We start from the raw sequence: 13,232 nt of genomic DNA on the forward strand, positions 1-13,232 counted from the left end.
ATCGATTCAGCTATGTGTTCAGTTCGCGTATATCAGTCGCCGGTCGTGTCTTCCCATTCTGGGCGGCGTGCTTCCGGCTTGGTTTCCAGTGCGCACATGATAAGGACGACGATGCTGGCAACGAGGCTGATGAATGTCAGTGCGCCGGGGAATCCGGCATCCTGCAGGCGCCGCCAGCCGACTGACAGCGACGGAATCATCACGGCGAGGCTGAACAGAACGACTGCGCCCCAAATGAGGAACACGAAGATGCCGGCGATTCCAGCACCAACGGCGGCGGCGTCGGGGTTAGAAGCTGTTGCGGCTGAAACCGCGATGATGATCTGGATGATGATCACGCCGAGCAGAGGGACGAGCATGATGACGCCGTTGATCAGCTGCGGCCACCAGTACTCGGATTTCGATGCGTATCCGGAAAACCGGAAGGATTTCTTCCAGAACCGCTTATACGCCTCGATCATGGAAACGCCGTAGACCGGCTGGCTGATTGGAAGCGGCATTCCCTGCGCGCGGTACTCCTCAGCAGTCAACAGCTGAGGTGCCGGCTGGCCGTAGGCTGCATGCGCACCGAATGGACCGGGCTGGCCGTAGGGGTCCTGTCCGCCATAGGCCCCAGGCTGGCTGTAAGCACCGGGCTGGCTCGGCTGGCCGTACCCGCCAGGCTGGCTGTATGCGCCAGGCTGCTGAGAGTGGTCAGGCTGGCCGTATCCGCCGGGCTGGCTGTAGGGATCCTGCTGACCGTATGGGTTTTCGGGGGAGTTGTTCTGGCCAGCGCTGTCGTGCTGGTTGTATCCCTGATTGTAGGGGTCGTTGCTGCCTGGGTAGCTGCTCATAGTCTTTGCTTTCTTAGGTGTCCCGGCCAGTGTGGTGAGGTTCTAAGGTCAGCGGCCGGAGCATAACCAGCAACCATTATGCCGATGCCGTCAAGCTTGGCTTTCAGAAGAGGACCGACTGTCCGCACGCGCGGGAATCATCATGTTGTCAATCAGCCGGACCGGGCCGACGTGAGCGGCAATGAGCGCTAGAGCGGGCAGCTGCTCGGTCACCTCGAGCGTTGCCGGATTGACCAGGGTCAGGTAATCGAGGGTGACTCCTTCTGTGCTGTTGACTTCTTCGCGCAGCCGGTCGAGGTGGAGCTCACCACCGGCTTCGGCACGTTCGGCAAGTTCTGTGAGCACGTGGGACAGGACAAGCGCGGCTTCGCTTTCCTCCGGGGTCATCCGCTGGTTGCGACTGGACATGGCAAGGCCCTTGAGGCTGCGCTCCGTGGAGACCGGCTCAATCTCAACGTCGATGTTGAGATCGGCAACCATGCGCTTGATGATCATGAGCTGCTGGGCATCCTTCTGTCCGAAGTACGCGTGCAGCTGTGCTGGGGAGCTGAAGATGTTGAACAGCTTCGAAACGACCGTCGTCACACCATCGAAGTGTCCGGGACGCGACGCGCCGTCAAGAACGCGCCCCATGTTTCCTGCTGTCACGGAAACCAGCGGGCCGTCAGGGTAGCCGGGGTACATCTCTTCGACACTCGGTGCGAAGACGAGGTCAACACCGGCACGTTCGAGAACTTCGACATCAGCATCGAGTGTGCGCGGATAGTTCTCGTAGTCCTCGGCATCGTCGAACTGCAGAGGGTTGACGAAGATCGATGCGGCAACAACGGAATTGCCCTGGGCGGCGCGGAACAGCGCTTCGTGGCCCGAATGCAGCGCACCCATCGTGGGAACGAGGCCGACAGTGTCGCCGTCTCGTTCGCGCAGCAGACGCTGCAGAGCAGCGCGCAGCTCTTTCACGGTGCGGGCAACGACAACAGACATACAACCTCCCAGGCACAGTCGGCGTTCAACCAGCCGCACCAATGGTAGACCCGCGGCGGAATGGTGCAGAAGACATGCAAATAGGGGTATATTAGGTGAGCCTTACCTCATTACCACTGAAAAGTCTTGCGTAATGCTGATGCGCGGTGGTGAAACAGGCAGGGTTTTGTGAGAACACAGCGAATACCGCTGCCCGATAAAAGGACACCATGTTTCTAGCCGCTCTGCTCATCGGCCTGCGCGAAGGCCTTGAGGCCGCGCTCATCGTGAGCATCCTCATCGCCTACGCTCGCAAGTTGGGCCGTGATGATCTGCGCCGCCGAATCTGGTTCGGCGTCGTCTCAGCAGTCATCCTGTCGGCCGTGCTCGGCGCAGTATTCACGTTCGGTCGCTCCCGCTTGAGCTTCAAAGCGCAGGAAATCATCGGCGGATCAATGTCCCTGCTGGCAGTCGTCATGATCACCGCCATGGTCGTATGGATGGTCACCAGCGGCCCCAAACTGAAGAAAAGCCTCGAATCCGGGGTTGACGCCGCAGTCACGGCGGGCAGCGGGACAGCGCTGACCGTCCTCGCATTCGTCTCAGTTGCACGCGAAGGCATCGAAACAACCCTCATCCTGTGGGGCTGGACCGACACCGTCACCGCGCTCGCCGGCGCATTCCTCGGCATAGGCCTAGCCGTTCTTATGGGTTGGGGACTGTTCAAGGGAGTCCTCAAGATCGACCTCGGCAGGTTCTTCACCTGGTCGGGAGCATTCCTGCTCATCGTGGCCGGAGGAATCCTCGCTTACGGCATCCACGACCTGCAGGAAGCCGCCGTTCTGCCCGGACCGTTCTCCGGCGCCCCCATCAGTCCGACACACCCCCGTACGGGAGAAGTCCTCACCGGATTCGCGGACTACCCCTTCTGGGGTGCGGCGTTCCCCTTCGGATGGGCCTTCGACTTCTCCGATTCCTTCGCCCCGGACAGCTTCATCGCCGCACTGCTCAAAGGCACAGTCGGCTTCGTACCGCAGATGAGCTGGCTGGAAGTCACAGCCTGGTTCATCTACATGGTCCTGGTCATCCCACCTTTTGTGCGTCGAACCCTGGGCACCCGCAGGGCAAAGAAAAAGCGCATCGAAGACGCGAAAACGGCCAACCCGAAGACAAACACCCAAGACGAGCGGCACCTCGTCAGCTCATCAGAACAAGGAGAATCATGAAGAAAACCGGCCTTGCCTTGGCGGTCATCGCTGGAACCGCCCTGCTGAGCGCGTGCGAACCAGCAGCAGACGGCGACAGCATCAGCGTGAGCGCAGCCGACGACAAGTGCGACGTCTCAGCAGATTCTGCCGACAGCGGCACACGCACCTTCAGCATCGAGAACACCGGCACCAAGGTCACTGAGTTCTACATCCTCGGCGACGACGGCCTGCGCGTTGTGGCAGAAAAAGAGAACATCGCGCCGGGCTCAACAGCCGACCTCACCGTCTCACTGCAGCCGGGCGACTACTTCACTGCATGCAAACCCGGCCTGCGCGGCGCAAACATCGGCCAAACAGACTTCAAGGTCACCGGCGAAGCAGTCGAAGTCTCCGGCAGCGACAAAGAGCTGTTCGACAAAGTCGTCGCCGACTACGTCAAGTTCGTCCAAAAGGAAACCGGGGAACTCGAACCCAAGGTCGAAAAGTTCGCTGACGCCTACGCGGCTGGCGAAGACGAAAAAGCGCGGGACCTCTTCGCATCGACCCGCGTGCACTACGAACGGATCGAGCCGATCGCAGAAGCCCTGGGAACACTGGACCCGCGCATCGACTACCGCGAAGTCGACTACCTGGCAGAAGAAGATCAGCTGAAGAAAGACGACCCCGAAATCAAGGAGTGGACCGGCTTCCACCGCATGGAAAAAGACCTGTGGGAGCCGAAGAAGGGCGACCGCAACTCCGACGGCTCTGACGCATTTGAAGCCTGGAAGCCCAGTACCCCAGAGGACCGGAAGCGAATCGCTGACGCGCTGAAGTCCGATGTCAAGAAACTCAACGAAACCGTCAACGACAAAAACTTCATCAAAGACAACCAGATCGACGTCGACACCGTCTCCAACGGAGCCTCCGGTCTGCTCGAAGAGGTTGCCGTGTCCAAAGTGACCGGCGAAGAAGACTGGTGGTCCCACACCGACCTTTACGACTTCGCTGCGAATATCGAAGGATCGCGCATTGCGTTTGACCTCGTTCGCCCCATCGCCGAATCCAAAGGCGAAGAAGGCAAAAAGCTCGCAGACGAAATCGACACAGAATACGGAGAGCTCGAAGACCTGCTGGGCGAATACGGCAGCCTCGAAAAGGGCTTCCCCAGCTACGCGACCGTAAACGCCGAACAGCAGGCCGAACTCACCGCTCAGATCGACGAGCTGCGCGAACCGCTGTCCAAGCTCACCGGAACGGTGCTCGGCATCGAGGAAAGCGAATGACCGGCGAGGACGCCCAACCAGACGGCGGCGGTGCGAACACGCTGAGCCGCCGAGGACTCCTGGGAGTCTTCGGCGGCGGGGCGGCCGGGGCGGCAATTGCCGCAGGTGCGGTATACGCCAGCACCCGAGCACAGCACCAAGAAGAGACACCCGGCGATCTCATCTACGACTTCGACGGCAAACACCAAGCCGGGATCGTCACCCCGGCCCAAGACCGCATGCACTTCGCAGCCTTTGACCTCACAGAAAAGGCTGAGCGCGATGATGTCATCGAACTCCTTCAGAAATGGACGAAAGCCGCCCGCCGGCTGACGATGGGCGGCGACGTCACCGCCAAGGGCGCCTTCGGCGGGGGAGAACTCTTCCCACCGGACGATTCAGGTGAAGCCGTCGACCTCAGCGCATCAGGGCTGACACTGACCTTCGGCTTCGGACGCACGCTGTTCACAGACGAAAAAGGGAAAGACCGGTTCGGGCTGAAGAAGCACATGCCCGAAGAATTCGCGACCATGCCGGTGATGGTCAACGACTTCATAAACGCTGAACGCTCCCACGGCGATCTGTGTGTTCAAGCCTGCGCGGATGACCCCCAGGTGGCCGTCCACGCAATCCGCAACCTCACTCGCATAGCCGTCGGAACAGCACGTCTGCGCTGGTCACAGCTGGGCTTCGGCCGAACCTCATCAACCACACAAGACCAGAAAACGCCGCGGAACCTCTTCGGTCAAAAAGACGGAACCGCCAACATCAAAGCCGAAGACGGCGCAGCACTGGACGAACACGTGTGGATCAGCTCAGGACCAACCTGGACCCACGGCGGTTCCTACCTCGTGGCCCGCCGCATCAACATGACAATCGAAGTGTGGGACACCCTGCAGCTGGGCGAACAGGAACGCGTGACCGGCAGGGACAAAGCAGAAGGCGCACCCCTGACCGGCGGGGGAGAATTCAGCGAACCGGACTTCACCGCAAAAGACGAACGCGGCCGTCCCGTCATCGACGAACGCTCCCACGTGTTCCGCGTCCACCCGAAGAACAACGGGGGAGTGCGCATGCTGCGCCGCGGCTACAACTTCGTCGACGGCAATGACGAACAGGGCCGACTGGATGCGGGACTGTTCTTCATCGCATTCGTCAACAGCCCCGAACGATTCGCACGCGTGCACAAGAACATGGCGCGCGACGACTTGTTCGTGGAATACCTCAAGACCACCGGCACGGGAACCTACCTTGTTCCTCCCGGTGTCAGCGCAGACCAGTACATAGGGCAGGGCCTGTTCGAATCGAACTGAACCGCACAGCCCGGATGACCACACGGATCCCGAGGTGCCAAGCGGGTAGGGACAGGCACCTCGGGAGTTGCGCGGCGGTACGCTGGAGACATGAGTTTGCCACGCGAAGACGTTGACCCGGGCGGCCTGCAGGAATTCTCGGTGGTGTTCACCGACCGGGCCGTCAACCACATGTCCCAGAAGTTCGTCGACGCAATGCAGGAGTTCTACGGCCTGCTGCGTGAAACCTACAGCGCAGACGCGGCTGTCGTCATCCCCGGCAGCGGTTCCTTCGGCATGGAATCGGTTGCCCGCCAGTTCATGGAGGGCCAGCCCACGCTGATCGTGCGCGACGGATTCTTCAGCTACCGCTGGACGCAGATCATCGAAATGGGCAAACTGACCGACCACGAAGTCGTGTCCGCTGTCGCCTCTGACGATTCAGCCACACCCGCTTTCGCCCCGCCTGCAGTCGACCAAGTGGTCGACGCGATTAAACAGCAGGGCTCGAAAGTCGTTGCCGCAGCACACGTGGAAACCGCGTCCGGCATCGTGCTGACCGACGAATACATCAAGGCGCTCGCCGATGCCGTTCACGAACAGGGCGGACTCTTTGTTCTCGACTGCATTGCCTCCGGAGCGCTGTGGGTCGACATGCGGGAACTCGGCGTTGACGCGCTCATCTCCGCACCCCAGAAGGGTTGGAGCGGCTGGCCCGGCATGGCCTACGTCATGTTGAGCGAACGCGCGCTCGCCCGCCTGGAAAAAACCGAATCCAGCAGCTTCTCCATGGACCTGAAGAAGTGGCACACCGTGTCGGAAACCTACCGCGCCGGCAAGCACATGTACCACGCGACTATGCCGACCGACGCCATGCTGCACAACCTCGAAATCATGCGCGAAGCCAAAGAACGCGGACTGGACAAGATCATGCGCCAGCAGATCGAACTCGGTGAGCGCGTCCGCGCAGGGCTGACTGAGCGCGGCTACCGGTCCGTTGCCGCCGAAGGCTGGGAAGCTCCGTCGGTAGTTGTCGTCTACACCGACGACCCACAGGAACAGTCCGGTGCGAAGTTCAAGGCCGGTGACCTGCAGGTGGCTTCCGGAGTTCCGCTCAAAGTAGGCGAACCCGAAGACTTCAGCACTTTCCGCCTGGGACTTTTCGGCCTCGACAAATGGGACGACGTCGAAGGCACCGTGGAGCGCCTGCTGGACGGAATCGACAAAGCCCGCACAAGCTGAGGCCAGTCAAGCGTGATGGTGTGCGCCGCCCAGTGACCAACGGCGCACATTTGTCTTCACACTGTGCCGGAGTCGTGCATCTTAGCGATCTGTTCGGCAGTGAATCCGAACTGTGCGAGGACTTCGTCGGTGTGTTCGCCCAGTGCCGGAGGTGCTGTGGCATCGGCGCTGTCTTCGACAAGCGGGCTGCGCACCATCGGCACCGAACCGTAGTGCCCATCGGCTTCGATCTTGATTCCCCGGTGCTTGACCTGCGGATCTTCGAAGACCTTGTCCATGGTGTTGATCGGCCCAAAGGGCACACCGGCTTCGTCGAGAACGTGCGTCCAGTAGTCCATGGTCTTCTGCTTCATAATCTGGGCGACGATCGGCCGCAGATCGCCGATCAGCCGAATGCGATCGCGGTTGAACTGGAAACGGTCGTCCCCGCGCAGCAGTTCGAAGTCGGGCAGTTCAGTCAGTCGTCGGTACTGTTCGTCGTTGCCCACACCCAGGATCATGTGGCCGTCGGCAACTTCGAAAACGTCATACGGGGCGACATTGGGGTGCGAGGTGCCGGTCTGGGCTGGTGGCACACCCCCGACTAGGTAGTTGGATGCCTGGTTGGCGTTGAGTGCAACCGAAACATCAGCCAGCGTGACATCGATGCGCTGGCCCTTGCCGGTGCGTTCACGTTCGTGGAGGGCCGCAAGGATGGCGGTTGTGGCATACATGCCGGTCATGAGGTCAATGATGGCGACACCGGCGCGAATGGGCCCGGCGCCTTCTTCGCCCTGCGCCCGTCCGGTGTAGCTCATAAAGCCGCTCATGCCCTGAAACACGTAGTCATAGCCGGGGTTTTCAGCTTTCGGGCCGGTGGGTCCGTAGCCGGTGATGGACACCCAGATGAGCTCTGGGTTGATTTCGCGCAGGTCGTCGTAGTCCAAGCCCAGGCGAGCCAGCGAACCGGTCTTGTAGTTCTCAACAACCACATCGGCATCTTTCGCCAGCCGTTTGATGACGTCTTTGCCTTCTTCGGAGCGGAAGTTGACGGTGATGGACTTCTTGTTGCGGTTGGCCGCAATGTAGTAGGCCGAATAGCCGTCTTCGGGGGTTGTGCCCTCAAGGTAGGGAGGACCCCAGCTGCGGGTGTCATCACCGGGACCGGGCCGTTCAACCTTGATGACGTCAGCACCGAGGTCAGCGAGGTTCTGTGTGCACCACGGTCCTGCCAACACCCGGGAAAGGTCGAGAACTGTGATGTCCTGCAGTGAATTCTTCATCCGGCCCTAACACTCCTTAGCTCTGCGGCGAACACTTTCGCAGCCCGCGCTGCCGCTTATATGTCCCGCCCCATCGTATGTGGTGGCGTGGATCACTTTCAGGCCCGGTGTGCTGCCAACCGTTCAACCAGCATGTCGATGGCGTGATCCGGTGTGTCCCACGCGCACATAAAGCGATGGCCGCTGGGAACAGCCGGCCAGGCGTAGAACAGAAGCCCTGCGGCGTGGGCAGCCTGGGCGACTTCAGGGTCGATCTGGGCGATGACGGTGTTGGCCTGCACTTGCGTGGGCACCGTGAATCCGGCATCCGAAAGCTTCTGCGCCAGCCGGACCGCCTGCCGGTTGGCGTGCTGTGCATTGCGCTTCCAGAGATCGCCTTCGAACATGGCCAGCAGCTGTGCCGACTGGTAGCGGGCTTTAGAGGACAGCTGCAGCAGCACTTTGTGCAGATAGTCAATGCCGGAAACCCGGTCGGGCTGGAGCACCAGAACGGCCTCTGCACTCATGGCGCCGTTCTTTGTGGCGCCCAGGGACACGATGTCAGCCCCGGCCACCATGTCGGCCAAGGCGGCATCACAGCTGACTGCAGCGTTGGCCAGCCGCGATCCGTCCAGGTGAACGGCCATGTCAAGTTCGTGAGCGGTGTGGGCAACCGCCTGGAATTCTTCTGGTGAATATACGGTGCCCAGTTCAGTGGAGTTGCTGACCGAAACTGCGCAGCTTTGAGATTCGTGGATAAATGCCCGGTTGGATGCTGCAGCCCGCACGGCCTCCGGTGTGATCTTGCCGGCCTCGGTCTGTGCGGGCAGGATTTTGAGCCCCGCCGTGATTTCCGGCGCGCCGGTTTCGTCGGTGTTGATGTGCGCGGTGGGTGCGGCAATCACACTGCCCCAGCGTGGAACGACGGATGACAGCGACAGCAGGTTGGCCCCTGTTCCGTTGAAGACGGGGTAGATGAGGGCCTGCTGGCCGAAGGTGTCGCGCGCCCACGCTCGCAGCCGCTGCGTGTAGGGGTCGTCGCCGTAAGCGGGCACGTGTCCGCCGCTGACCCGCTTGAGCGCGTCGAGGACTTCCGGGTGGGCTCCCGCGTAGTTGTCCGACCCGAAGTGATAGACGCTCGGGTCGTGGGATGTCAGTTCAGGGGAATTGAGCTTTGCCATGTCCGTCCTGCAATCACTCGAGAAAGCTGTGTTCTTCGGATGGGAAGCTGCCGTCGGCCACTTCGGATGCGTATTCGACCGCGGCTTCGCGCAACAGAGAACGGGCATCGGCGTATTTCTTCGTAAACCGCGGTGTCCGGCCGGAGCCCATGCCCGCAAAGTCAGTCCAGACGAGCACCTGAGCGTCGCAGTCCGGGCCCGCGCCGATCCCCACGGTGGGAATGCGCAGCGCTTCTGTGACGGCGCGGGCTGCAGCCACCGGCACCATTTCCAGGACGACTGAGAACGCACCGGCTTCCTGCAGCGCCAGCGCGTCAGAAACGAGTTTCTGCACTGCGGCATCGCCGCGACCCTGCACGCGATAACCGCCCAGACCGTGTTCGGACTGCGGTGTGAAGCCCAGGTGCGCCATGACGGGGATTCCGGCGTCGGTCAGCAGTTTGACGGTTGGGGCCATCTGCACTCCGCCTTCGAGTTTGACCGCGTGGGCAAGACCCTCTTTCATCAGGCGGACAGCGGAATGGAAGCCCTGTTCAGGGCTGGCCCCGTAGGACCCAAAGGGAAGATCCGCCACAACCAGCGTGTGCGGCGCAGCTTCCACCACAGCCCGCGTCAGCGGGATCAACTGGTCGAGTGTGACAGGCAGGGTTGTGGAATAGCCGTACACGTTGTTGCCCGCGGAATCGCCCACGAGCAGGGCGGGGATCCCGGCTTCGTCAAAAATGTTGGCCGTGAATTGGTCATAGGAGGTGAGCATGGCCCACTTCCGACCTTCGTCTTTCATACGCTGCAGGTGCACAATCCGGGTGCGCCTGCGCGGCTGCTGTGCCTGTTCCGCGCCTCCGGGGGCGGGGGAGGCACCACCTGCCGAGGCGCCCTCGGCTTCCCGCTTCTGACTTCCGGGGGCCGGGGCTTGGCCGCCGTAGGGGTTCGGCTGTTCCTCTGCGCTCTGAGCGTTCATGGCCCTAACCATAGTCGGGGGCTCAGACATGAGCTCAGAGACTGACACCGACTGAGATCGTGAAAGAATCAGGCGCGAAGCCCGGTGAATCCGGGCCGCATCGCCCACCGGCGAAAACCTTCGAAAGGACAGTATGAGCAACGACGGCGTGAAGAACGGCTGGCGCAACTACAGGTTCCCCATCTTCGTCTTATCCGGGATTGCCCTCGGCGCTGTCATCGGGTTGGTGGTTGGTGAGCAGGCCGCTGTTCTCAAGCCTTTGGGCTCGCTGTTCATCAACTTCATGTTCACGCTCGTGGTGCCGATGGTGTTCTTCTCCATTGGCTCTGCCGTGGCGAATATGGATTCGGCTAAGCGGCTGGGCAAGATCATGGGTTCGATGATGGCGGTGTTCATCAGCACCGGAATCGTCGCCTCGATCATCATGCTTGCGGCACTGGGGACTTTCAGGCCGTTTGACGGGCTGAAAGTCAGCATGGACGAAAAGCCCGATGCCGGTGAAGAGGTTTCACTGGGCGACCAGATTGTCGGCGCGTTCACGGTTGACGACTTCAGCAAGATCCTGTCGGCGGAGAACATGCTGCCGCTGATCATCTTTGCGGTGCTGGTGGGGCTGTCCTGCGGTTCTATCGGCAAGCTGGGCCAGCCCTTCAAGACGTTTCTCAATTCCGGCAACGAAGTGTTCATGAAGCTCACGAGCCTCGTGATGTTCTACGCGCCCATTGGCCTGGGCGCGTACTTCGCGGCACTCGTCGGCGAACTCGGCCCGCAGCTGGTGGGAGGCTACGTCAAGGCGTTCGCGGTGTACTACCCGGTGGCGATCGTCTACTTCTTCGCGGCCTTCACCCTGTATTCCCTGCTGGCCGGCGGTGTTCCGGCTATGCGCCGCATGTGGCGCAACATTTTGGAGCCTGCCGCAGTGTCCTTGGGTACGGGAAGCTCTGTAGCATCGATTCCGGCGAATCTGCGGGCGGCCAAGCGAATCGGGGTTCCGCAGGATATTCGCGAAACGATCATTCCCATTGGTGCGACCATCCACATGGAGGGTTCGTGCCTGTCGGCGATCCTCAAGATCGCGTTCCTGTTCGCCGTGTTTGAGCGCGATCTCTTCACTCCGCAGGCGATTCTCATTGCGGTTCTCATCGCCCTGCTGTCGGGCATGGTGATGTCCGGTGTGCCGTCGGGCGGTTTCCTGGGTGAGCTCATGATCATCACCATGTACGGCTTCCCACCGGCTGCGCTGCCGGTCATTTCGGTCATCGGCACCGTGGTCGACCCGCCTGCTACCACGGTCAACGCCGTGGGCGACAACGTGTCATCAATGCTGGTGGCACGAGTTGTCGACGGGAAGGACTGGATGCACAAGAAGGACGAGGTCGCCGAGGATCCCACTGCCGAGGCGCCGGACGCCTGACCTGCTTTCTCGCCTGCTTTCGGCTCTTGTGAGCCGAATGTCGGCACTGCCGTGAGTGTTCTGTGTGACTCACCGCGCACATTTTTGGTGGTTTGTGTCACATGGTGTACATTTCTTCCATTCGTTTCCGAGCGTTTGCTCAGAAATCTCACATACTCACGGAGAAGACGATGGTCGAATCAATCAACAACGCGCTGGTTGCCGTCAGCGGCGTTATCTGGGGACCCTTCCTGCTCATCCCCCTGCTGCTGGGCACTGGTCTGTACCTGACCATCCGCCTGGGTGGCCTGCAGTTCGTCAAGCTGATCCCGGCTATCAACCTGGGTCTGGTCAAGCGCAAGGACAAGGGCGAAGAGGAAGGCGACATTTCGCAGTTCCAGGCGCTCACCACAGCGCTGGCAGCCACCGTCGGCACCGGCAATATCGTCGGTGTTGCCACCGCCTTGAGCATCGGCGGACCCGGCGCGCTGTTCTGGATGTGGATGACCGGTCTGCTCGGTATGGTCACCAAGTACGCCGAAGCATTCCTCGCCGTGCGCTTCCGCACGACTGACACCGCCGGTGAAAAGAGCGGTGGCCCCCAGTATTACCTCGAACGCGGCATCAAGGGCCCGCTGGGCAAGGTTCTCGGTCTGTCCTTCGCCATCTTCGCTGCTTTTGCCTGCTTCGGCATCGGCAACCTCACGCAGGGCAACTCGATTGCCTCGAATGTTGAGAACTCCTGGCACGTGCCCACCTGGGTCACCGGTCTGGTGCTGACTGTTCTGGCCCTGGTTGTTCTGGTCGGCGGCATCCGCTCGATCGGTTCGGTCACCTCGGCCCTTGTGCCGATCATGATCGTCTTCTACGTCGGCGCTGCCATCTACATCCTCCTTGCGAACATCTCTGACGTTCCGGCCGCTTTCGGTGAAATCTTCCGAGGTGCCTTCTCCGGCACCGCTGCTGCCGGCGGCTTTGCCGGTTCGGTCATCCTGGTTGTCATCCAGATGGGTGTTGCCCGCGGTCTGTTCTCCAATGAATCCGGTCTGGGTTCGGCTCCGATCGCAGCCGCTGCCGCCAAGACCTCGCACCCCGTGCGCCAGGGCCTGGTGTCGATGACCCAGACGTTTATCGACACGATCATTGTTGTGACCTTCACCGGTCTGGTCATCATCACCACCGGCGTGTGGAAGGCAACGGACGAAGCCGGCGAACAGCTTTCGGCGTCGCTTATGACCGGTGAGGCCTTCAGCTTCGGCCTGCCCGGTCAGTGGGGCCACTGGATTGTCACGATCGGCCTGGTGCTGTTCGCCTTCTCGACCATCCTCGGCTGGTCCTACTACGGTGAGCGCAACATCGAGCGCCTGTTCGGCCGTCGTGCGGTCGTTCCCTTCCGCATCTTCTTCTCGCTGGTCGTGTTCGTCGGCTGCACCACGGAACTTGAGGTTGTGTGGAACTTCGCTGACGTGGCCAACGGGCTTATGGCTCTGCCGAACCTTGTGGGCATCCTGATCCTGTCGGGACTCATTGCCCGCGAAACCCGGTTCTACCTCAAGCACGACCCCAAACTCGTCGCCTCGAAGGACGAAATCGAAGCCTTCATGGCCGACCAGCCAGGTTGGGCCGAATGGAAGGCGGGCAATCGCGTAGGTTCCTCGCGCGGCTGAGTGCCGT

At 61.2% G+C, this 13,232-nt stretch carries 11 protein-coding genes; 6 read left to right on the forward strand and 5 right to left on the reverse strand.

The genetic code is table 11. From position 1 onward, the window contains the following. Window positions 1–32: 32 nt before the first annotated feature. Window positions 33–833 (reverse strand): DUF805 domain-containing protein, encoded by an 801-nt coding sequence (locus tag GC119_RS05635; RefSeq protein ID WP_151952672.1) that lies wholly within the window; start codon window positions 831–833, stop codon window positions 33–35. A gap of 90 nt (window positions 834–923) precedes the next feature. Then, entirely contained in the window at window positions 924–1,817 is an 894-nt protein-coding gene (gene panC / locus GC119_RS05640; RefSeq protein ID WP_151952673.1) for a pantoate--beta-alanine ligase, read from the reverse strand. A 209-nt stretch (window positions 1,818–2,026) separates the two neighbouring features. Here panC and efeU point away from each other — a divergent pair, with 209 nt between their 5' ends. The 4 genes from efeU (at window position 2,027) to GC119_RS05660 (ending at window position 6,782) form a co-directional block, all read left to right on the forward strand. Beyond that, window positions 2,027–3,022 carry an iron uptake transporter permease EfeU gene (efeU, locus tag GC119_RS05645; protein WP_070576106.1) on the forward strand — a complete coding sequence of 332 codons (996 nt, stop codon included), beginning with the start codon at window positions 2,027–2,029 and terminating at the stop codon, window positions 3,020–3,022. After that, on the forward strand, window positions 3,019–4,269 hold the full coding sequence (efeO, locus tag GC119_RS05650) for an iron uptake system protein EfeO (RefSeq protein ID WP_070576109.1): 1,251 nt from the start codon (window positions 3,019–3,021) through the stop codon (window positions 4,267–4,269). The genes efeU and efeO overlap by 4 nt, the downstream gene beginning before the upstream one ends. Next, a complete protein-coding gene (gene efeB, locus GC119_RS05655) occupies window positions 4,266–5,561 on the forward strand; it encodes an iron uptake transporter deferrochelatase/peroxidase subunit (RefSeq protein ID WP_070576111.1) in 1,296 nt (431 codons plus the stop codon). Before efeO ends, efeB begins: the two co-directional genes overlap by 4 nt. Before the next feature lie 90 nt (window positions 5,562–5,651). Then, entirely contained in the window at window positions 5,652–6,782 is a 1,131-nt protein-coding gene (locus GC119_RS05660; protein WP_070776520.1) for an aminotransferase class V-fold PLP-dependent enzyme, read from the forward strand. Between the two features lie 56 nt (window positions 6,783–6,838). Here the strand turns inward: GC119_RS05660 and GC119_RS05665 are convergent, their stop codons facing one another. The 3 genes from GC119_RS05665 to panB all read right to left on the reverse strand — a co-directional run bounded on the left by GC119_RS05665 (window position 6,839) and on the right by panB (window position 10,165). Then, window positions 6,839–8,044, reverse strand: coding sequence for a CaiB/BaiF CoA transferase family protein (locus tag GC119_RS05665; RefSeq protein WP_070576116.1), 1,206 nt, complete (start codon window positions 8,042–8,044; stop codon window positions 6,839–6,841). Window positions 8,045–8,142: 98 nt separating this feature from the next. Next, the gene (locus GC119_RS05670; protein ID WP_070776519.1) at window positions 8,143–9,204 is read right to left on the reverse strand and encodes a threonine aldolase family protein; all 1,062 of its coding nucleotides are present in this window, start codon (window positions 9,202–9,204) and stop codon (window positions 8,143–8,145) included. Between the two features lie 13 nt (window positions 9,205–9,217). Next, window positions 9,218–10,165: a 3-methyl-2-oxobutanoate hydroxymethyltransferase gene (gene panB / locus GC119_RS05675; RefSeq protein ID WP_070576121.1), complete on the reverse strand. Its 948-nt coding sequence runs from the start codon at window positions 10,163–10,165 to the stop codon at window positions 9,218–9,220. 133 nt (window positions 10,166–10,298) lie between these two features. Here panB and GC119_RS05680 point away from each other — a divergent pair, with 133 nt between their 5' ends. After that, complete coding sequence (locus tag GC119_RS05680) at window positions 10,299–11,579, forward strand: dicarboxylate/amino acid:cation symporter (RefSeq protein WP_176745922.1); 1,281 nt, start codon at window positions 10,299–10,301, stop codon at window positions 11,577–11,579. A gap of 170 nt (window positions 11,580–11,749) precedes the next feature. Next, window positions 11,750–13,225 carry an alanine/glycine:cation symporter family protein gene (locus GC119_RS05685; RefSeq protein WP_070576124.1) on the forward strand — a complete coding sequence of 492 codons (1,476 nt, stop codon included), beginning with the start codon at window positions 11,750–11,752 and terminating at the stop codon, window positions 13,223–13,225. The last annotated feature ends 7 nt before the right edge of the window (window positions 13,226–13,232 follow it).

Origin of the sequence: Brevibacterium sp. Marseille-P9724 (genome assembly GCF_902500275.1) — a bacterium.
GTDB lineage: Bacteria > Actinomycetota > Actinomycetes > Actinomycetales > Brevibacteriaceae > Brevibacterium.

What these genes read in the sequence shown, in the direction of transcription:
- GC119_RS05635 (WP_151952672.1), bottom strand. Translation starts at nt 833, where the DNA reads ATGAGCAGCTACCCAGGCAGCAACGACCCCTACAATCAGGGATACAAC.
- panC (WP_151952673.1), bottom strand. Translation starts at nt 1,817, where the DNA reads ATGTCTGTTGTCGTTGCCCGCACCGTGAAAGAGCTGCGCGCTGCTCTG.
- efeU (WP_070576106.1), top strand. Translation starts at nt 2,027, where the DNA reads ATGTTTCTAGCCGCTCTGCTCATCGGCCTGCGCGAAGGCCTTGAGGCC.
- efeO (WP_070576109.1), top strand. Translation starts at nt 3,019, where the DNA reads ATGAAGAAAACCGGCCTTGCCTTGGCGGTCATCGCTGGAACCGCCCTG.
- efeB (WP_070576111.1), top strand. Translation starts at nt 4,266, where the DNA reads ATGACCGGCGAGGACGCCCAACCAGACGGCGGCGGTGCGAACACGCTG.
- GC119_RS05660 (WP_070776520.1), top strand. Translation starts at nt 5,652, where the DNA reads ATGAGTTTGCCACGCGAAGACGTTGACCCGGGCGGCCTGCAGGAATTC.
- GC119_RS05665 (WP_070576116.1), bottom strand. Translation starts at nt 8,044, where the DNA reads ATGAAGAATTCACTGCAGGACATCACAGTTCTCGACCTTTCCCGGGTG.
- GC119_RS05670 (WP_070776519.1), bottom strand. Translation starts at nt 9,204, where the DNA reads ATGGCAAAGCTCAATTCCCCTGAACTGACATCCCACGACCCGAGCGTC.
- panB (WP_070576121.1), bottom strand. Translation starts at nt 10,165, where the DNA reads ATGAACGCTCAGAGCGCAGAGGAACAGCCGAACCCCTACGGCGGCCAA.
- GC119_RS05680 (WP_176745922.1), top strand. Translation starts at nt 10,299, where the DNA reads ATGAGCAACGACGGCGTGAAGAACGGCTGGCGCAACTACAGGTTCCCC.
- GC119_RS05685 (WP_070576124.1), top strand. Translation starts at nt 11,750, where the DNA reads ATGGTCGAATCAATCAACAACGCGCTGGTTGCCGTCAGCGGCGTTATC.